Source organism: Staphylococcus sp. HMSC059F04, from assembly GCF_001812565.1.
Classification (GTDB): domain Bacteria; phylum Bacillota; class Bacilli; order Staphylococcales; family Staphylococcaceae; genus Staphylococcus; species Staphylococcus lugdunensis.
Map to the genome: position 1 here is coordinate 11576 of NZ_KV809480.1, position 20745 is coordinate 32320.

Sequence of the window (20745 nt, forward strand, 5' to 3'; positions counted from 1 at the left end):
TGTTAAAATGATAACGCCTTTTAAACGTATACATCTTATTGTAATGGATTCAGTAGGCATTGGAGAAGCACCAGATGCAGCAGCCTTTAATGATGAAGGTGCACACACGCTTAAACATACATTAGAGGGATTTAAGGAATCATTACCTAATTTAGAACGACTTGGCTTAGGTAATATTACTGACTTGCCTGTAGTGCATAAAGTAGATCATCCTGAGGCTTTTTATACGAAGTTAAGTGAAGCATCTGTCGGTAAAGATACTATGACAGGACATTGGGAAATGATGGGCTTGAATATCATGCAACCATTTAAAGTTTATCCTAATGGTTTTCCAGAAGAATTGATTAAACAAATTGAAGAGATGACAGGACGTAAAGTGGTAGCGAATAAACCTGCTTCTGGTACGGCAATCATTGATGAACTTGGTGAACATCAAATGAAGACGGGTGATTTAATCGTTTATACAAGTGCTGACCCAGTATTACAAATTGCTGCACATGAAGATATTATACCGCTTGAAGAATTATATGATATTTGTGAAAAGGTAAGAGAGATAACAAAGGATCCAAAATATTTAATTGGACGTGTTATTGCCCGACCATATGTAGGAGAACCAGGTGACTTTACAAGAACATCAAATCGTCATGATTATGCATTGAAACCTTTTGGACACACGGTTATGAATGAATTAAAAGACAATGGTTACGATGTTATCGCTATTGGAAAGATTAATGACATTTTTGATGGGGAAGGTGTTACAGAGGCGATTCGCACTAAAAGTAATATGGACGGAATGGATCAATTGATAAATGTTACTCAAAAAGCATTTAATGGCATGAGCTTTTTAAATTTAGTTGATTTTGATGCTTTATATGGTCACCGACGTGATAAAGAAGGTTATGCACAAGCAATCAAAGATTTTGATAATCGTTTACCTGAATTGATTGCAAACTTGGATGAAGATGATTTAGTCATCATTACTGCTGACCATGGTAATGACCCGATTGCACCTGGGACAGATCATACGCGAGAGTATATTCCAGTATTAATGTATAGTCCTAAAATCAATCATGGTCATGAATTATCAAGTGACGAGACATTTAGTTCAATTGGTGCTACAATAGCAGATAATTTCAACGTAGAACTACCAAAATTCGGTAAAAGCTATTTAAAAGAAATGGGAGTGGAACATTAATGAAATTATTTAGATATTTGCTTGGTTTAGCATTTGGCACAGCAGGAGTCTTACATTTTACAAATGAACGTCAGTTTAGAAATATTGTGCCACATTACTTACCATTACGAAAAACTGCTGTACTTGTTACAGGAGTTTTTGAAATCTTTTTTGGTATGATGCTATTAATTAAAAGACCAGCAGAATGGTTGAAAAAAGGTATGAATTTATTTTTATTAGCAGTATTACCAGCAAATATTTATATGGCACGTAAAGAATTACCTTTAGGCGATAAAGAAGTGCCTAAGTGGGCACTATACTTGAGATTGCCTTTACAATTTGTATTAATAGGTTTAATTAAAAAGTTATAAGAAAGAATTATAATACGAATTTAAGATATAGATTTATCTAACACTAGTAACACAGGCTGTGACATAAATCCCAAAATAATAGCACAAAGATGATTTGAAATTGTATATCATCTTTGTGCTTTATCTATTTTCTCTAATTTTTCTTTATTTGAAAATGTAGCTTCAATTGTTTGAAAAGGATTATTCAAGCATTTTTTAAAATCTGTTGAAAGTAATCTTTAGTTAGTAATTTGAATAGATAAACTAACAAATCCTACTTACCATAAAGTATTTATAAAAGTTGTACGATGAACCATTACATTGTCAAAGAGTTCATTTACAGGGATGGATTCAAATCGTCGCTTCTCCAATAATTGATAAAACGCATCGATAACGCTTTTTTAGTTTTTGTTACTCTTAAGTCTTGTTCCTTCATAATATAACCTCTCTCATCTGTACTGTAAGTTTAAACGATATCGTTGATAGAAAATGATCGTAATTAAGAAGAATTTAAAATTTATAGCAGTTCTATAAATCGACACAAATAGTTTTTTGTAGATATTGTTTTTAATAAAAATTAGTCATATAATTTTCTTAATGATAATGATTATTAATTAATATTTAGAAAGTGTGAGTATTTTGTTGAATTTAAAGACTGGGATAAAAAATAAAAATTACAAAGTTAAAAGTATAAGTATATGTAATAAAAATATGTTATATCGATTAAGTGCATTAGGTATAAAAAAAGGCAGTGAAGTATGTATTAAACGAAAATGCTTATTTAATGGACCAAGTATTATTGAAGTAAATGGTCAATTTTTGTGCATTAGACAATCTGACGCCAGAAACATTACATTAGAGGAGTAGGTTATATATATGGGCGAAAGTTTTTGTATTTTAGGAAATCCAAATGTAGGAAAGACGTCATTGTTTAATGCATTAACAGGGTCTTATGAATACGTAGGTAACTGGAGTGGTGTAACTGTTGAAAAAAAGGTAGGTAAATTAAAAGAAAACATAGGACAGCTTATTGATTTACCTGGCATTTATGATTTATCTCCAGTTTCTAAAGATGAGACTGTAGTAACAGATTTTTTAATGGAATCTTCTTTTACAGGTATGATTAATATCATTGATACTAGCCAAATAAAAAGAAATTTGAACCTTACTATTCAATTGTTAGAACTTAATGCACCTTTAATTATTGGTTTAAACATGATTGACGTAGCAGTGCAACATGGTCTTAAAGTCAGATATGATACTTTAATGAAAAAATTAAAAGTACCTGTTTTTCCGATTGTAGCGAGAAAAGCTAAAGGGACTAATGAACTTTTACATGAATTGAAATTTTTAAAACCTGATAAAAGACAACAATTTAAAATTAACTATGGTTATGATATAGAAGATGCTATTGAAAAAATAAGTTCAATTATCTTAAAAGAGACAGAATATCCTAAAGAACGAATACGTTTTATAGCGATACAATATTTACTTGATAATAATCAAATTTATCAGGAAATAGGTTCTGAAATGATTAATTGTTTAGAACCAATAAAAAAAGAATTAGAAAAAAATTTGAATATGCGTGTACGTGAACGTATGGAATTGATTAGAGATAAATTTATAGATGATATCTTAAAAAATGTTGTCGAATATCCTAAAGAAGAAAAGCAATTTTTTACTGCTAAGTTAGATAAAATATTGATGAATAAGTATTTAGGGATACCCATATTTTTAGGCATTATATGGCTCATTTTTCAAATCACATTTACTTGGGTAGGTACACCTTTATCCGACAAAATGGATGATTTCATTGGTGGGCAATTTACCGACTGGGTAAAGATGATGATGCAATACTTACACTTGTTGCCATTTCTACAAGATTTAATCACAGACGGTATTATTGCAGGTGTCGGCTCAGTTCTTGTGTTTGTTCCTCAGATCGTGGTATTATTCTTCTTTATTTCTTTGCTTGAAGATTCGGGTTATATGGCAAGAATAGCTGTTTTAATGGATAAGACAATGGAATCAATAGGGCTAAGTGGTAAGTCATTTATTCCTATGATTATTGGATTTGGCTGTAATGTACCAAGCATTATGGCTGCACGTAGTATTGAAAATGAAAAAGAACGGCTGATAACAATTTTAATAGCTCCCTTCATGTCTTGTTCAGCACGTTTGCCAATATATGCATTGTTTGTGGGAGTATTCTTTAAAACTTATCAATCTCTCATAGTTTTAAGTTTATACTTGCTTGGGATTTTAGTTGCTTTAATAGTTAGTACTATTATGAATCGATTTATTTTGAAAAACGATAGTTCAGTATTTATTGTTGAGCTACCAACTTATCGTGTACCTTCTATTAGAACTTTATGGCGTAGCACTTGGGAAAAGGCAAAAGGCTTTGTAAAAAAAGCAGGGACATTTATATTTGCTGGCTCAGTAATCATATGGGCATTAACATATACAGGACCTAATGGATTTGATGTAAAAATTTATCAAAGCTTTATGCATATAATAGGAGAAGCAATAGCTCCTATACTTTCACCTTTGGGATTTGGTACGTGGCAAGCAGGTGCCACTTTGATACCAGGATTTTTAGCGAAAGAAGTCATAATCAGTTCAATGGCGATACTTTATTCCTCAAATGAGAATGGGCTTGTTAACGTAATTCAACATCAATTCACATCCTTATCAGCCTATGCTTTTATGATATTTATACTATTATATGTTCCATGTATTTCGACAGTAGCTACAATAAGAAAAGAAACATGTTCATGGAAATGGACACTCATTGCATTATTTTACCCAATAGTTACAGCATATCTTTTAACATTGGCATTTTATCAAATAAGTAATCTTTTTATATAAGGACGATTTTTATGTATATATTTATAAACATCTTGATTATCGTAGTTATCATCTTTTATACGGTTTTAACATTAGTAAAATTTTTTAAACGTAGTAAAGAAGGGCAATGCGGAAGTTGCAAATCTAATTGTCATTGTGATACAACGTCACATAAGAAACATTTAAAGCCTTAAGAATCAAATTTTAAAATAAAAGTAAAAGCTTTTCTATTTTTGAATGAACGAATTCAAATAGAGAAGCTTTTTTGTTGTATGAAACATACTGAGATTAGTTATGTTTCTATTCATTATGAGTTACTTTCTTCTGCTAATAAAATGCCAGTTCACATGCATATACATCGTTTTGAGAGCAAAACTTTAAGTAGGGTTAGGATAAGTTGAATCGCGAGTATCCAATTAAGAAATATTCGAAAATAAAATATCGGTTACTATCCATTGGAATAAGATAGAGTACTGCACTTAGAAATATTAATACGTGATATAAAAAACTCTAGGGGTCGGGACAAAAATCATTTTTGAATTCTGTCCCGCTCCCTAGAGCGAATTTTGAGATTTATCATCCAGGATATTGTAACTAATTATTTAGCTTCACCGAAAACATCATGCCATTGATTGCGTTTGTTTAAGAACGCTTTAGCGATTTCTTTTGCACCCTCTAATGAATGACTTGCAGCCCATCCACATTGTACTTCATTGCAAGCTGGAACTTCGTTAGCTTGTAATACGTCATTTAATGTTTTTTCAATAATATTTAAAACATCATTATAATCGTCATGATTAATAAAGGATACATAGAAGCCGGTTTGACAACCCATTGGACTTAAGTCTACAACTTTGTCAGTATGGTTTCTAATGTTTTCTGCCATTAAATGTTCAAGTGAGTGTAAACCAGGCATTTCCATATGTTCTTTATTTGGTTGTTTGAAGCGGATATCATATTTTTTGATTACATCACCGTTTAAGCCTTCCATTGTACCTGCTAATCTCACAAAAGGCGCGACAACTTTTGTATGATCTAAGTTAAAACTTTCTACATTCATTTTTGCCATTTGACATCCTCCTAAATTACTTTTAAAACTTATCTAATATATTGATTGTAACAAGACGACTGTATAATGACAATTTTGACCTAATGCATCATATGCCGTTGAGGCGGGTATAGAACATTATTGTTAGAAAATTTTGTAAATATAATGACAATCAAGTATTATTCCGATAAAATAAGTAATGATTAATTAAAAAACATATTGGGTAAAAGATGTTGTTCGATTATTTGGGTTACGTAAGGGAGATAGTTGTAATAATGAACAGTAAACAAAAAATTTTGGATTATATCGAAAATAATAAATACGATTATATAGAAATCAGTCATAGAATACATGAACGTCCGGAGTTAGGAAATGAAGAAATTTTTGCGTCTCGAATACTTATAGAGAAACTAGCTGAACAAGGATTTGAGATAGAGACAGATATCGCAGGTCATGCAACGGGATTTATAGCCACTTATGATTCAGAACGTGAAGGTCCAACGATTGGTTATTTAGCCGAATATGATGCTTTACCTGGGTTAGGACATGCATGCGGCCACAATATTATAGGTACTGCAAGTGTATTGGCTGGATCGGCATTAAAGCAAACGATTGATTCAATTGGTGGTAAAGTAGTCGTTTTAGGCTGTCCAGCAGAAGAAGGTGGAGAGAATGGAAGTGCAAAAGCATCATATGTTAAAGCCGGCGTGATTGATGATATTGATATAGCATTGATGATTCACCCTGGCAACGAAACATATCCAACCATCAATACATTAGCAGTAGATGTTTTGGATATTAAATTTTACGGAAAAAGTGCACATGCTTCTGAAAATGCAGATGAAGCGCTCAATGCTTTAGATGCTATGATTTCTTATTTTAATGGCGTGGCACAACTCAGACAACATATTAAGAAAGATCAAAGAGTACATGGTGTGATTTTAGATGGTGGTAAAGCAGCAAATATCATTCCAGATTTTACTCATGCACGTTTTTATACACGCGCAACAACACGCAAAGAATTAGATGTATTAACAGAACGCGTGAAACAAATTGCACGTGGTGCTTCAATTCAAACGGGTTGCGATTATGAATTTGGGCCTATTCAAAATGGCGTAAATGAATTTATTAAAACACCTAGATTAGATGCATTATTTGAAAAGTATGCCATTGAAATAGGTGAAGCAGTCAGCCATGACGATTTTGGATATGGATCTACGGATACTGGCAATGTGAGTCATGTCGTTCCTACGATACATCCACATATCAAAATAGGCTCAAGAAACTTAGTTGGTCATACACATCGTTTTAGAGAAGCTGCTGCAAGTGTACATGGAGATCAAGCGGTTGTTCGAGGTGCAAAAATTATTGCATTGATGGGTCTAGAGTTAATTGAAAATCAACCGCTGTTTGAGGCTATAGTCGAACAGCATTCTCATATAAAGGGGAATAACAAATAATGGTGAAAAATAAGCAAAATCAACCACTTACACTCAGTGATTTATACGCAGACAATGTTGTTTACTCATCAAGGCCCTCTTATGTTTCTAATCCATGGTTAGAACCAGAAGAACATCAATCGAATTTTTTGACCGGTAGAGAGTTATTGATAGCCAATCAATTACCTGTAATCGTACACGAATCCAGTGTTACCGATAAATTGGAAGCACTTTTTAATACTATAGGAAAAACGATACCGACCTCAATTTATAAATTTCATGATCAGCAATCTTATGAATCGCTTATTCAACATCTCGCTTATCAAGAAGGGAAAAAGATTTATTTTCAATATATACATGGAGAAGATGTACTTGAATCTTCTTATTACGCTTTAAATAAGGATACATTTGTCGCATTAAATAATAAAGCGCGCATTCCTGAATGGACGAATCATCATTACTTGCCTACCAGAGAAATTGTATCAATCAAAGATTTTAAAGCGCGAGTTCAAGATTGGACATTTCCTTTTGTTATTAAACCTGGAGATGATTTGCCAACTGCAGGAGGATATGGTGTTATGATTTGTTATCATCAAAATGATTTGCAAAAAGCAATGACACGTATTTTTGAAGCAGAAGCAGCTACATCACATTTGATTATTGAACAAAAAATCGAAGAGGTTCACAATTATTGTGTTCAGTTCTCTTATTCTTCAGAGCTAGGTATCCAGTATTTAGGAACCGCACAGCAACTTACAAATAAATATGGCTTTTATGCTGGTAACGAGAATGTCCATGATATACCTCAGCAAGTGATAAACGCCGGTTACGAAATTATGGAAATAGGTGTAAAACAAGGATTCTTTGGAGTGGCAGGGTTTGATTTATTATTAGATCAACATGGAGATGTCTTTGCGATTGATTTGAATTTTAGACAAAATGGCTCTACGAGTATGTTGCTATTAGAAGATGAGCTACATCCAAATTATCAAAAGTTTTATAGCTATGTAGCTAAAGGTGATAATGAACACTTTTTTAATACTATATTAAAATTTGTAAAAAAAGGCGTATTGTACCCACTATCTTATTATGATGGTAATTGGTATGGTAAAAATAAAGTTAATTCTAGATTTGGCTGTATTTGGCATGGGAATAGCAAAACAGAAATAGATCATTATATTAAAGCATTTTATGAGGAGTTAGATTTATAAATAATAAATACTGTACAATCAGACATTTGTTTTAATTTAATAGTTAGGGAGCGGGACAGCATTCATTATGAATTTATAGTCATGTACCGGCAAGGTTGACCAGGATTGGAAAAGGCCTAGTATAAGCGTATGTTCAGTCCAGTCAACTATTGCCAATATTTAGTTCGTATCTTAAAACATAATGATGTCCAAGCTTTATTGACTATCAAAAACGAGTCATTTAAAATTTGGAATAAATTAAAATGAATTGAGGGTTGTTACATGTCATTTAAAAATGAAACATTTTTCAAAGATATATTAATCAATGAGGAATTTTTCTTTGCGAGTACATCTAAAAAATTAGTAAGGATTTATTATCAAGGTCAATTATATCCAGCAGCATGGACGAATGAATACATGGCGCGCACATTCCTTGAAGACCATCAGGTAGATTATGATAAAGTAGTTCAAATTGACATTGATACCTTTGCGACATATGAGCTTGATGATTTATTTGATAAAGGAGACAAAGTGGTTATTAATGCTTCAGAAAATCATCCTGGCCAGTTGATTAACGTCGTTGATACAACTGATGAAATCATGACAGAATTAGATCGCATTCGCACTAAAGAATTTGTTAAAGATATAGCAAAAAATGATGAAGTATTTGGACTAACTCGAAAAGGACAAAAATCTTTTATTTTAATCGGGGATGATAAAAAAGAAAAACCATATATTATGCCTGTTTGGAGTATGAAAGGGCGCGCTTTGAAAGTACGAGATCAAGATTTTGAAGAATGCGAACTTATAGAAGTAGAAAGTAGCGTTTTTGGTGAGTGGTTAGATGAATTAAGAGATGATAATAAAGCTGTAGCTATTGACTTGAAACCCGGTGTGGTTGGTACTATTGTCTCGGCGCAGTACTTGTCAAACGAAGCAACATTTTAAATTGATGAATGACGCCCTTCGATGCAAATGCTGAAGGGCGTTTGCTATTATGATAAATGAATAGCACCAATGGCTCCTGAAAAGGCACCATGTTCAATATAATATGGTTGACAACCTCTTAACTTAGTATAATCTTCAATGACTTCTCTTAACAATGGATTATTGTTGAAGGATGACCCGATGTACACGACATTATTTGTTTTATATTCACGAGCTACAGTAATGGACATCGTTGTGATTACCTCGCCAACAACACCGACAACCGATGCTAGTTGATTTGCTGATGTAAAATTTGCATCCAAATGATGCAGGACATTACCAAAATTTGCGGCAGTTAATTCGCCTGGTATAGGAGGTGGGGTATCTTTATAAATATGTTTGACCTTTAAATCAATATGATTTCGATCACCTTGTTGAGCTAAAGTTGTCAATGCCTCATAATCTGATATTTGAGTTAAAAGGTATCCTAAACCTTGTATCATACCGCCACCTGTACCAATACCCCCAACACGTTGTTGAGATATCCCATCATAATAATGGATAGACGTCCCAGTTCCTACGTTAGTAAAAATATATTGGTCAATATCGTGGCCTTGTTCTTTAAGTAACATGCTTAAACCTTTAGAAGAAGCATCAAATTCAACATAGGTTTGCACAGGGTGATCAAGTTGTTCAGCAATGACTCCGGCATTACCACCTGTTAAACTTAAAGAATCATATGATTCATTTTTCAACCAATGAATTACCTGTTGTATATTTGTAGTTAATTCTGTTTTATAAATACGTTCATCAGGCGTTTCTTGAACAATTTTGATTAATGTTCCACCTGCATCGATACCGATATTCATTTCTTTCACCTCTGCAATTAATTAGGGTCAATGTTTATAGTATAATAAAATCACTGAAATACAAGTAGAAATTAAAAAAATTAGGGTATAACATGATATGATAAAATTTAAATAAGTAGTCAGAAGGCTAACAATGTTAGAAATAAGGGGATAGATTATGGTTATAAAACAGCAATATGATAATATAACAATTCAGGTATTTGAAGAACGTTATCGACAACATGTTTTAGATTTTGAATTAAGCGAAAGACAACAAGTTTATTCATCATTACCTAAAACAGTGCTTCAAGAAGCATTAGAAGATGAAAATCGTGTCGCTAACATTGCTATAAATGAACAAGGAGATGTGGTTGGATTCTTTATACTACATCGTTACTATCAACATGAAGGATACGATACACCAGAAAATGTCGTTTATGTAAGATCATTATCAATAAATGAAAAATATCAAGGACGTGGCTATGGCACTACAATGATGATGCATATTCCACAATATGTTCAACTATTATTTCCAGATTTTAATCACTTGTACCTCGTGGTTGATACTGAAAATCAAAGTGCATGGAATGTATATGAGCGTGCTGGTTTTATTCATACAGCAACTAAAGAGGAAGGGCCAATAGGTAAGGAAAGATTATATTATCTAGATTTAGATACGAAACATGTGTCTTCACTAAAGTTACAAGCCAATAGTCAATCTAGTATTGGAACAGTGCAAATCATAGACTTATTGAAAGACGGGGATAAAGTAGGATTTATAGCTGTAGAACAGCATGCGACAAGAATGAATATTGCTGCAATAGAAGTTAATAAAGAACACAGACAATCAGGCATTGCTGAAAGCGCATTGCGTCAGTTACCAACGTATGTTAGAAAACATTTTAATAATATACAAACATTAAATATAATGTTATTTGGTGAACATAATGAATTAAAACCGTTATGTCAGAATAGTGGATTTGTTGAGATTGAACAATCAGAAGATGTCGCAATTTTTGAAAAGTATATTAATTATTAGTAGACATTGCGAAATCAAGAGTTGTCATTTATAATTTAATTTTGTTACTATTAATAAATGCAAAATAACTTATAAATTTCAAAAAATCCTGTGAAAGGAAGTATTTTTTAATGAAAATTCAAGATTACACAAAAGAAATGATCGATGAGAGATCATTCATTGATATGACTTATACGTTATTACATGAAAAAGGCGCAACAATGAATTTATATGATATTATTGATGAATTTAGATCTTTAGGTGGTTATGATTACGAGGAAATTGAAAATCGAGTTGTGCAATTCTATACTGATTTAAATACTGATGGACGCTTTTTAAATGTTGGTGAAAATGAATGGGGATTACGTGACTGGTACTCAGTAGATGATATCGAAGAAAAGATTGCACCAACAATTCAAAAATTTGATATTTTAGATGATGAAGATGAAGAAGATAAAAATCTTAAATTATTGGGCGAAGACGAAATGGATGACGACGATGATATTCCAGCTCAAACTGACGATCAAGAAACATTAGATGATGATGACAATGAACCAGTAGAAGATGAAATGAATGAAACAGATATTGTTTTAGATGAAGATGAAGAAGATTTAGACGACGAAGAGGAAATTGACGACGAAGAAAAATTTTAATTTAGTGAGGCCTTGAATGGTAAGGCTTTGCTTAAGTTAATAAAATTGACAATTGACTTTTATTAAAAAAATGATAAAATTTTATTCGGGCTCCTTTAATTAGGACACGTGTATAAATGTTATGCGCTCCCCTTACAATGGATGTGAGAGGGAGCGATTTTTTTATTTTAAAAATTATTTCAGCATTAAATGTATAGAGAAGGAAATGAATAAAAGTTTAAATTATAACTATACATTTTGAATGGAATATTTTAATAATCAAGACTTGTTAAAAAGTGTTAAATAAAGAAAGCAACCCTTTATATATGCAGGAGGTCAAAATATGACAAAGTTTATTTTTGTAACAGGTGGCGTAGTTTCATCTCTAGGGAAAGGTATTACAGCTGCTTCTCTAGGAAGATTATTAAAAGACAGAGGATTAAAAGTTACAATACAAAAGTTTGATCCATACTTAAATGTTGACCCAGGTACGATGAGTCCTTATCAACACGGTGAAGTTTTTGTAACGGACGATGGTGCAGAGACCGATTTAGATTTAGGACATTATGAACGCTTTATTGATATTAATCTTAATAAGTATTCTAATGTAACAGCTGGGAAAGTATATTCACATGTTTTGAAAAAAGAACGTCGTGGGGACTACTTGGGTGGTACAGTTCAAGTCATTCCACACATTACAAATGAAATTAAAGAACGTTTATTACTGGCTGGTGAAAGTACTAATGCAGATGTAGTAATAACAGAAATAGGCGGAACAACAGGTGATATCGAGTCTTTACCGTTTATTGAGGCTATACGACAAATTCGCAGTGATTTAGGTAGAGATAATGTGATGTATGTTCACTGTACATTATTACCATTTATTAAAGCAGCTGGCGAAATGAAAACAAAACCAACACAACACAGTGTTAAAGAACTTCGTGGATTAGGTATACAACCTGATTTGATTGTCGTTCGTTCTGAATATGAAATGACTCAAGACTTAAAAGATAAAATTGCATTGTTCTGTGATATCAATAAAGAGAGTGTTATTGAGTGTAGAGATGCGTCATCGCTATATGAAATTCCACTGCAACTTAGCGCACAGAATATGGATGATATCGTTATTCGACGTTTGGGCTTAGATGCTAAATATGATACGCAATTAGATGAATGGCAATATCTATTAGATACTGTTAATCACTTAGATGGAACGATCACTATTGGCTTAGTTGGAAAATATGTTAGCTTACAAGATGCCTATTTATCAGTTGTTGAAGCTTTAAAACATGCAGGTTATCCATTGAAAAAAGATGTCGTAGTAAAATGGATTGATTCTAGTGTGGTTACAGATGAAAATGTTGCGAGTTATCTGAGTGATGTGGATGGTATCCTAGTCCCGGGTGGTTTCGGATTCCGAGCGAGTGAAGGAAAAATCGCTGCAATTAAATATGCACGAGAAAATAACGTACCATATTTTGGAATATGTTTAGGTATGCAATTAGCTACGGTTGAATTTGCACGTAATGTGCTAGGATTAGAAGGCGCACATTCTGCAGAATTAGATCCAAATACACCACATCCAATTATTGATTTATTGCCTGAACAAAAAGACATTGAAGATTTAGGCGGTACATTACGCTTAGGCTTATATCCAAGTAAAATTAAAAAAGATACATTAGCATACGATATTTATGGTGTAGATCACGTTGAAGAAAGACATCGACATCGTTATGAATTTAACAATGATTATCGTCAACAAATTGAAGATAAAGGAATGGTCTTTTCTGGTACAAGTCCTGATGGCCGTTTAATTGAAATGGTTGAAATTCCAGCAAATGATTTCTTTATTGCTTGTCAGTTCCATCCAGAATTTTTATCTCGTCCGAATAGACCTCAGCCTATATTTAAGGCGTTTGTTGAGGCAGCTTATAAATATCAAAATAAATAATGTAACAAAGCACATCTAACTGTGATAAGGTTAGATGTGCTTTATTGCTATAACTCTAAATCTCGTGTCATTTCCACCATTTGAGTGTAAATATCATAATAAATATAATTAAATGCCATTGAGTGTGGTTGGACAATTTTATCGTAATCTTCAGTATAGACGATAGGTCTCGGTGTCGATAAGTTAATAAAATGTAGTAAGTGTTCTGGGAAATCGTCTGATTTAGGGCGATTACTAACGAGTACAATATCAATATCGCGCTGAAGTAAAGCTGATATATCTTGAGCAACAGCTTCATTATAAAAAGGTGAAAATAAAAATACTCTATCTGTTGTATCTAAATCATCAAAACTGTTTAATGTTGAGAGTTGACGACTCGATCGCAAACGTTCTTGGCTTTGTAATATAAAGGGCTCAAAAAATGCCAAATCTTCATATCCTTTAATATAGACAAAACCTTCTCCACCAATAGCTTGTACGATACATTGAGCAGCCATTTGAATTTCCATAGCTTGTTTTTCTATGCGATTAAAAATACCAGTTAGCTGTGTATTTAATATTTTAGACATTTAAATCCTCCATTCTATGATAATAGTGTAAAACGATGCAATATAATATTCAATAAGTTAGATACTTTAATAATGACATTGTAGGCTATGATAAATGATAAAAACATATATTCAGAAAACAAAGTATATTCCAATGCATTACTAATATAAATTTGGTATAATAAACAAACAAATCGTGCATATGCACAACAAGGAGGAACTTTCATGCCTTTAGTTTCAATGAAAGAAATGTTAATCGATGCAAAAGAAAATGGTTACGCTGTGGGTCAGTACAACTTAAATAATTTAGAATTTACTCAAGCAATTTTAGAAGCATCTCAAGAAGAAAAAGCACCAGTTATTCTTGGAGTTTCAGAAGGTGCAGCACGCTATATGAGTGGTTTTTACACTGTAGTAAAAATGGTTGAGGGCTTAATACATGATTTAAATATCACGATTCCTGTGGCAATACATTTAGACCATGGTTCAAGCTTTGATAAGTGTAAAGAAGCGATTGATGCTGGTTTCACCTCAGTGATGATTGATGCTTCACACAGTCCGTTTGAAGAAAATATTGAAATCACATCAAAAGTGGTTGAATATGCGCATCAACATGGTGTATCTGTTGAAGCTGAATTAGGAACGGTTGGTGGTCAAGAAGATGATGTTGTTGGCGGCATAATCTATGCTGATCCTAAAGAATGTCAAGAGCTTGTTGAAAAAACTGGAATAGATGCTTTAGCACCTGCCTTAGGTTCTGTTCATGGACCGTATAAAGGCGAACCTAAATTAGGATTTAAAGAAATGGAAGAAATTGGAGCTTCAACTGGTTTACCATTAGTACTACATGGTGGTACTGGTATCCCTACTAAAGATATTCAAAAAGCAATTCCATATGGAACAGCAAAAATTAATGTTAATACTGAAAACCAAATTGCATCTGCAAAAGCGGTACGCGATGTATTAAATAAAGACCAAGACGTTTATGATCCACGTAAATATCTAGGACCAGCGCGTGAAGCAATTAAAGAAACGGTAAAAGGTAAAATTAGAGAATTTGGTACTTCTAATCGTGCGAAATAAGTGCAACATAAAAAAGTCATTGAGCCTACGGGTTTAATGGCTTATTTTTTATGCTATAATAAATGAAGAATTTTACTAAACGATAATTAAACTTATTACATTATAAAAAATTGGGGAGCTGGCGATATTATATATTAGCTGGACTACTAAATGTAATAAAAACAAAGCAGCGAAGTACAATATTTATAATGTTAAATATTGTATTTTGTTGAATGGATTATGTACAATTTTATTAAATATCTAGAGAAACAAAGGAGATTAATCATATGACTCAAGAGGTAATCAAAATTCGCGGTGGTCAAACGCTTAAAGGAGAAGTCAATATTAGTGGTGCAAAAAATAGTGCGGTTGCTATCATACCAGCTACTTTACTTGCACAAGGTAAAGTGCAATTAGACGGATTACCACAAATCTCTGATGTAGAAACGCTAGTAAGCTTATTAGAGGATTTAAATATTAAAACACAACTTAATGACACAGTTTTAGAAGTTGATACTACAGAAATTAAAAATGCACCATTGCCAAATAATAAAGTTGAATCATTGCGAGCTTCTTATTATATGATGGGGGCGATGTTAGGTCGCTTTAAAAAATGTGTGATTGGCTTGCCTGGTGGCTGTCCGCTTGGACCCCGACCGATTGATCAACACATCAAAGGTTTTAAAGCATTAGGCGCAGAAATTGATGAATCAAGTGATACTTCTATGAAAATAGAAGCAAAGGAACTTATAGGAACTACTATCTTTTTAGATATGGTAAGTGTTGGTGCGACAATCAATATTATGCTTGCTGCTGTACATGCTAAAGGCCAAACGATTATTGAAAATGCAGCTAAGGAGCCAGAAGTAGTAGATGTAGCTAATTTTTTAATGAGCATGGGTGCTAACATCAAAGGTGCTGGTACAAGTACATTAAAAATTAAAGGCGTTGATGCATTACATGGTTCTGAATATCAGGTGATACCCGATAGAATCGAAGCGGGAACTTATATGTGTATGGCGGCTGCTTGTGGACAAGAAGTAAAGATAAATAACATCGTACCTAAACACGTTGAAGCTTTAATGGTTAAACTACAAGAATTAGGTGTTGATATTACAGTAGAAGATGAATATGCAATCATAAAAGGTAAAGCAAAATATAAAAATGTAGATATTAAAACATTGGTTTATCCAGGGTTTGCTACAGATCTTCAACAACCGATTACACCATTATTATTTAAAGCAAGTGGGCCTTCTTTTGTCACAGAAACAATCTATCCAGCTCGTTTCAAACATGTAGAGGAATTACAACATATGGGTGCTAATATTGAAGCAGATGAAGTAACCGGTACAGCCACAATTAAACCTTCAACGCTTCATGGTACAGAAGTCTATGCAAGTGATTTACGCGCAGGTGCTTGTCTAATTATTGCAGGATTGATTGCTGAAGGAGTAACGACCATTTATAATGTTAAACATATCTACCGAGGATACACAGATATAGTAGAGCATTTAGAACAGCTAGGCGCAGATATTTGGACGGAGAAAGTCGATTAGTGGTATACTATTTATATCGAAGTTGTACAATTCATTGGATAATTATTAATGAGCAAACGTATGGGAAATAAATTGAAAATGCAAGTTTAGTAAGTATCAACATAGAAGCAGATAGAATTGAGGTGAGCATATTGGAAATTTGTCCTTATTTAGAAGAAACCTTTAAAATTGTAGGAAGAAGTTGGAACGGTTTAATTATTAATTATTTATCGAGATGCGAACAACATTCTGCACATTTTTCAGATATGAAACGAGATTTAAAAACGATAACGCCAAGAGCATTAAGTATTAAACTTACAGATTTAGCCGAATGGGGACTCGTTGAAAAGAAAATTATTTCAACAAGCCCAGTGTCAATTATTTATGAACTAACCAACAAAGGTCAAGCTTTAGCGGAAGCACTAGTGCCTATAGAAAAATGGGCGCAATCATATATTGAATTAGAAGAACCACAACAGAATTAATTTTAAATACAGCGCTCCTTTCAAAGCAGATGATAAATCATATAGCTATGAAGGGAGTACTTTTTGTATCTTAGCAGGTTATGTTAATGGAGGTCATTGAGTGCTAATTAATATTTATGAGTTGCTTTCACTTTTTAATGATTAACTATTTAATATAATCGTTCTCGCATGAGCAATAAGATGTTTGAAATTAGCGGACAATGGTTATTAAAGTACTATGACTTAAATTACTAAGGAGTGAATATGCAATGAGAAATTTCACTAAACAATATATAAACGGTGAATGGGTTGAAAGTGCGAGCAATGAAACAATAGACGTTATTAATCCAGCCACTGAAGAAGTAATCGGTAAAATAGCAAAAGGAAACAATGAAGATGTTAATAAAGCTGTCCAAGCTGCAGATGATGTTTATTTATCATTTAGACATAGTAGCGTGGATGAAAGAAAAGCATTGTTAGATAAAATTGTTGCTGAATATAAGAATAGAAAAGACGATATCGTTGATGCCATTACAGATGAACTAGGTTCACCTATTACAGTATCAGAAAATGTACATTATCAAATGGGACTTAATCATTTCCAAGCTGCACGAGATGCTTTAGATACTTTCCAATTTGAAGAACAACGTGGTGATGATTTAGTTGTTAAAGAGGCAATTGGTGTTGCTGGTTTAGTTACACCTTGGAATTTCCCAACAAATCAAACATCACTTAAATTAGCGGCAGCGTTTGCAGCAGGTAGTCCTGTCGTGTTAAAACCGTCTGAAGAGACACCTTTTGCGGCAATTATTTTAGCTGAAATTTTCGATAAAGTAGGCGTTCCTAAAGGTGTATTTAACTTGGTAAATGGCGACGGTGAAGGCGTTGGTACACCATTAAGTGAACATCCAAAAGTAAGAATGATGTCTTTCACTGGTTCTGGTCCAACAGGTGCCAAAATAATGGAAAAAGCTGCGCATGATTTTAAAAAAGTGTCACTTGAATTGGGAGGTAAATCACCTTATATCGTCCTTGATGATGTTGATATTAAAGAAGCTGCAAAAGCAACAAAAGGTAAAGTTGTTAATAATACAGGACAAGTGTGTACAGCTGGAACAAGAATATTAGTTCCTAATAGTATTAAAGAAGAATTTTTAACGGCTTTAAAAGAAGAGTTCAGTCAAGTAGTGGTAGGAGATCCTCGTAATGAGGACACTGAAGTTGGTCCAATAGTAAGCAAAAAGCAATTTGATACGGTACAATCCTATATTGATAAAGGCATTGCTGAAGGCGCAGAATTGTTTTACGGAGGCCCTGGCAAACCTGAAGGCTTGGATGTTGGCTATTTTGTTCGTCCAACAGTATTTGTCAATGTTGATAATCAAATGACAATTGCACAAGAAGAAATATTCGGTCCGGTTGCCTCTGTGATCACGTATAATGATCTAGATGAAGCTATTCGTATAGCAAATGATACAAAATACGGTCTGGCTGGTTATGTGATTGGGCAAGATAAAGACACATTAATTAAAGTAGCTCGTAGCATTGAAGCTGGCACGGTAGAAATTAATGAAGCAGGCAGAAAACCAGATTTACCATTTGGCGGTTATAAACAATCAGGAATTGGACGCGAATGGGGCGATTATGGTATTGATGAATTCTTAGAAATCAAGTCTATAGCTGGATATTATAAATAATTTAAATTTTAATTTAAAAATAAAAAGAAACAGTGCAATGAACGTTTAATGTTCATTGTGCTGTTTTATTTTGTCTATAGTTAATAAAATCATTTTGTAATTAAAATGAAAATTTGCTATATTTAATCTAGTGTTTAACGTCATTTTGTTTTTGGCGTTTATAAAAATATAATGAAATGGGTGCAATCTATGCCTGAAAGATTAAGAACATCACCGCAATATGAGTCATTTCATGAACTCTATAAAAATTATACAACGAAAGATTTAACGCAAAAAGCAAAAGATTTAAAGTTATCTAATTACAGTAAATTAAATAAAAAAGAATTAGTATTAGCCATTATGGAAGCCCAGATGGAAAAAGATGGAAATTATTACATGGAGGGTATTTTAGATGATATCCAGCCAGATGGTTATGGTTTTTTAAGAACAGTCAACTATTCAAAAGGGGAAAAAGATATTTACATATCTGCGAGCCAAATTCGTCGCTTTGAAATTAAACGTGGCGACAAGGTGACTGGGAAAGTTAGAAAGCCAAAAGATAATGAAAAGTATTATGGTCTATTACAAGTAGATTTCGTCAATGATCAGAACGCCGAAGAAGTAAAAAAACGTCCTCACTTCCAAGCTTTAACTCCACTTTATCCGGAAGAACGTATCATTTTAGAAACTGATTCTCACAACTATTCAACAAGAATTATGGATTTAGTTACACCAATTGGCCTTGGTCAACGTGGACTTATTGTTGCACCACCCAAAGCTGGTAAAACATCGTTATTAAAAGAAATAGCTAATGCAATTAGTGTGAATAAACCTGAAGCAAAATTATTTATTTTACTTGTAGGTGAACGTCCTGAAGAAGTCACTGACATTGAACGATCAGTGGAATCTGCTGAAGTAGTAAACTCGACGTTTGACGAGCCTCCAGAACACCATACTAAAGTTGCTGAACTTTTATTAGAACGTGCTAAGCGTTTAGTTGAGATAGGGGAAGATGTTATCATTCTCATGGATTCCATTACACGTCTAGCAAGAGCATACAACTTAGTCATACCTCCTAGTGGCCGTACTTTATCTGGTGGATTAGACCCAGCTTCGTTGCATAAGCCAAAAGCTTTCTTTGGCGCTGCACGTAATATAGAAGCTGGTGGCAGTTTAACCATTTTAGCGACAGCTCTAGTAGATACGGGATCACGAATGGACGATATGATTTACGAAGAGTTTAAAGGTACTGGTAATATGGAACTTCACTTAGACAGAAAATTAGCAGAACGTCGTGTATTCCCTGCTATTGATATTGGACGAAGCTCAACACGTAAAGAAGAATTGCTTATTAGTAAATCAGAGTTGGATTCATTATGGCAATTGCGCAATATGTTTACAGATTCAACTGATTTTACTGAGCGATTTATTCGTAAGTTAAAACGTTCTAAATCAAACAAAGAATTTTTTGAGCAATTACAGCAAGCTGCAAAAGAAAGTACTAAAACAGGAAAACCAATTATTTAATAATCTGCTTTAAAGGGTTGCGTTTTAGTATCAAAGCTATTATACTTATCAAGTATTGGGTAAAAACTCACAAATAACTCTGTTCCAGATGGTTCAGGGCAAAGGAGCTGAAAATAATGAAACAAGGAATTCATCCTGAATATCACAAAGTTATCTTTTTAGATACTACTACAGACTTCAAATTTTTAAGTGGTTCTACTAAGACTTCATCAGAAACAATGAAATGGGAAGATGGAAATGAATACCCAGTTATTCGTTTAGACATTTCTTCTGATTCACATCCTTTCTACACAGGACGTCAAAAATTCGCTGCTGCGGATGGTCGTGTGGAACGATTCAACAAAAAGTTTGGTCTCAAATCAAACAACAACTAATAGTGAATATCAACTGTCTGCGTAATCTATCTATAAAGAGATGCAGACAGTTTTTTGTATTTTTACATATCTAAGTACGATATTGTAATCGTGCTAAAGTTTATATAATTGAATAAATTTAATTAAATTCTG

20 protein-coding genes are annotated in these 20745 nt (G+C 33.2%); 17 read left to right on the forward strand and 3 right to left on the reverse strand.

Going from position 1 to position 20745, the window contains the following annotated elements:
- Positions 1–7: 7 nt before the first annotated feature.
- The 5 genes from deoB (at position 8) to HMPREF2864_RS11970 (ending at position 4568) form a co-directional block, all read left to right on the forward strand.
- Entirely contained in the window at positions 8–1195 is a 1188-nt protein-coding gene (deoB, locus tag HMPREF2864_RS10665; protein WP_070544686.1) for a phosphopentomutase, read from the forward strand.
- Positions 1195–1545, forward strand: a complete 351-nt coding sequence (locus HMPREF2864_RS10670; RefSeq protein WP_002461269.1) for a DoxX family protein — start codon at positions 1195–1197, stop codon at positions 1543–1545. Before deoB ends, HMPREF2864_RS10670 begins: the two co-directional genes overlap by 1 nt.
- Before the next feature lie 618 nt (positions 1546–2163).
- Positions 2164–2391 carry a FeoA family protein gene (locus HMPREF2864_RS10675; protein ID WP_037540521.1) on the forward strand — a complete coding sequence of 76 codons (228 nt, stop codon included), beginning with the start codon at positions 2164–2166 and terminating at the stop codon, positions 2389–2391.
- Between the two features lie 9 nt (positions 2392–2400).
- Positions 2401–4395 carry a ferrous iron transport protein B gene (gene feoB / locus HMPREF2864_RS10680; RefSeq protein WP_070544687.1) on the forward strand — a complete coding sequence of 665 codons (1995 nt, stop codon included), beginning with the start codon at positions 2401–2403 and terminating at the stop codon, positions 4393–4395.
- A gap of 11 nt (positions 4396–4406) precedes the next feature.
- Complete coding sequence (locus tag HMPREF2864_RS11970; RefSeq protein WP_002478945.1) at positions 4407–4568, forward strand: FeoB-associated Cys-rich membrane protein; 162 nt, start codon at positions 4407–4409, stop codon at positions 4566–4568.
- Positions 4569–4972: 404 nt separating this feature from the next.
- Here the strand turns inward: HMPREF2864_RS11970 and HMPREF2864_RS10685 are convergent, their stop codons facing one another.
- Positions 4973–5443 (reverse strand): S-ribosylhomocysteine lyase, encoded by a 471-nt coding sequence (locus HMPREF2864_RS10685; RefSeq protein WP_002461265.1) that lies wholly within the window; start codon positions 5441–5443, stop codon positions 4973–4975.
- A 254-nt stretch (positions 5444–5697) separates the two neighbouring features.
- On the opposite strand from HMPREF2864_RS10685, the gene HMPREF2864_RS10690 reads away from it, so the two are divergent.
- The 3 genes from HMPREF2864_RS10690 to HMPREF2864_RS10700 all read left to right on the forward strand — a co-directional run bounded on the left by HMPREF2864_RS10690 (position 5698) and on the right by HMPREF2864_RS10700 (position 8999).
- Positions 5698–6882 carry a M20 family metallopeptidase gene (locus HMPREF2864_RS10690; protein WP_037543581.1) on the forward strand — a complete coding sequence of 395 codons (1185 nt, stop codon included), beginning with the start codon at positions 5698–5700 and terminating at the stop codon, positions 6880–6882.
- A gap of 2 nt (positions 6883–6884) precedes the next feature.
- Positions 6885–8072 carry an L-aspartate--L-methionine ligase LdmS gene (locus tag HMPREF2864_RS10695; RefSeq protein ID WP_176744206.1) on the forward strand — a complete coding sequence of 396 codons (1188 nt, stop codon included), beginning with the start codon at positions 6885–6887 and terminating at the stop codon, positions 8070–8072.
- A gap of 261 nt (positions 8073–8333) precedes the next feature.
- Positions 8334–8999, forward strand: coding sequence for a DUF2750 domain-containing protein (locus HMPREF2864_RS10700; protein WP_002461261.1), 666 nt, complete (start codon positions 8334–8336; stop codon positions 8997–8999).
- Between the two features lie 47 nt (positions 9000–9046).
- Here HMPREF2864_RS10700 and coaW read toward each other — a convergent pair whose 3' ends face one another.
- Positions 9047–9847, reverse strand: a complete 801-nt coding sequence (gene coaW / locus HMPREF2864_RS10705; protein WP_002492349.1) for a type II pantothenate kinase — start codon at positions 9845–9847, stop codon at positions 9047–9049.
- 157 nt (positions 9848–10004) lie between these two features.
- Here coaW and HMPREF2864_RS10710 point away from each other — a divergent pair, with 157 nt between their 5' ends.
- The 3 genes from HMPREF2864_RS10710 (at position 10005) to HMPREF2864_RS10720 (ending at position 13427) form a co-directional block, all read left to right on the forward strand.
- Positions 10005–10865: a GNAT family N-acetyltransferase gene (locus tag HMPREF2864_RS10710; protein ID WP_002461258.1), complete on the forward strand. Its 861-nt coding sequence runs from the start codon at positions 10005–10007 to the stop codon at positions 10863–10865.
- Positions 10866–10975: 110 nt separating this feature from the next.
- Positions 10976–11497 carry a DNA-directed RNA polymerase subunit delta gene (gene rpoE, locus HMPREF2864_RS10715; RefSeq protein WP_070544689.1) on the forward strand — a complete coding sequence of 174 codons (522 nt, stop codon included), beginning with the start codon at positions 10976–10978 and terminating at the stop codon, positions 11495–11497.
- Positions 11498–11819: 322 nt separating this feature from the next.
- Positions 11820–13427, forward strand: a complete 1608-nt coding sequence (locus HMPREF2864_RS10720) for a CTP synthase (protein ID WP_002478950.1) — start codon at positions 11820–11822, stop codon at positions 13425–13427.
- A gap of 47 nt (positions 13428–13474) precedes the next feature.
- Here HMPREF2864_RS10720 and HMPREF2864_RS10725 read toward each other — a convergent pair whose 3' ends face one another.
- Positions 13475–13996 carry a DUF2529 family protein gene (locus HMPREF2864_RS10725; protein WP_002461255.1) on the reverse strand — a complete coding sequence of 174 codons (522 nt, stop codon included), beginning with the start codon at positions 13994–13996 and terminating at the stop codon, positions 13475–13477.
- 204 nt (positions 13997–14200) lie between these two features.
- Here HMPREF2864_RS10725 and fdaB point away from each other — a divergent pair, with 204 nt between their 5' ends.
- The 6 genes from fdaB to HMPREF2864_RS10755 all read left to right on the forward strand — a co-directional run bounded on the left by fdaB (position 14201) and on the right by HMPREF2864_RS10755 (position 20613).
- On the forward strand, positions 14201–15058 hold the full coding sequence (fdaB, locus tag HMPREF2864_RS10730) for a class IIb fructose-bisphosphate aldolase FdaB (protein ID WP_002461254.1): 858 nt from the start codon (positions 14201–14203) through the stop codon (positions 15056–15058).
- 266 nt (positions 15059–15324) lie between these two features.
- A complete protein-coding gene (locus HMPREF2864_RS10735) occupies positions 15325–16593 on the forward strand; it encodes a UDP-N-acetylglucosamine 1-carboxyvinyltransferase (protein WP_002461253.1) in 1269 nt (422 codons plus the stop codon).
- A gap of 131 nt (positions 16594–16724) precedes the next feature.
- Positions 16725–17057 carry a winged helix-turn-helix transcriptional regulator gene (locus HMPREF2864_RS10740; protein WP_002478952.1) on the forward strand — a complete coding sequence of 111 codons (333 nt, stop codon included), beginning with the start codon at positions 16725–16727 and terminating at the stop codon, positions 17055–17057.
- A gap of 248 nt (positions 17058–17305) precedes the next feature.
- Positions 17306–18733, forward strand: a complete 1428-nt coding sequence (locus tag HMPREF2864_RS10745) for an aldehyde dehydrogenase family protein (RefSeq protein ID WP_002492362.1) — start codon at positions 17306–17308, stop codon at positions 18731–18733.
- Positions 18734–18922: 189 nt separating this feature from the next.
- Positions 18923–20239, forward strand: coding sequence for a transcription termination factor Rho (gene rho / locus HMPREF2864_RS10750; RefSeq protein ID WP_002478954.1), 1317 nt, complete (start codon positions 18923–18925; stop codon positions 20237–20239).
- A gap of 116 nt (positions 20240–20355) precedes the next feature.
- The gene (locus tag HMPREF2864_RS10755; protein WP_002461247.1) at positions 20356–20613 is read left to right on the forward strand and encodes a type B 50S ribosomal protein L31; all 258 of its coding nucleotides are present in this window, start codon (positions 20356–20358) and stop codon (positions 20611–20613) included.
- Positions 20614–20745 lie beyond the last annotated feature (132 nt).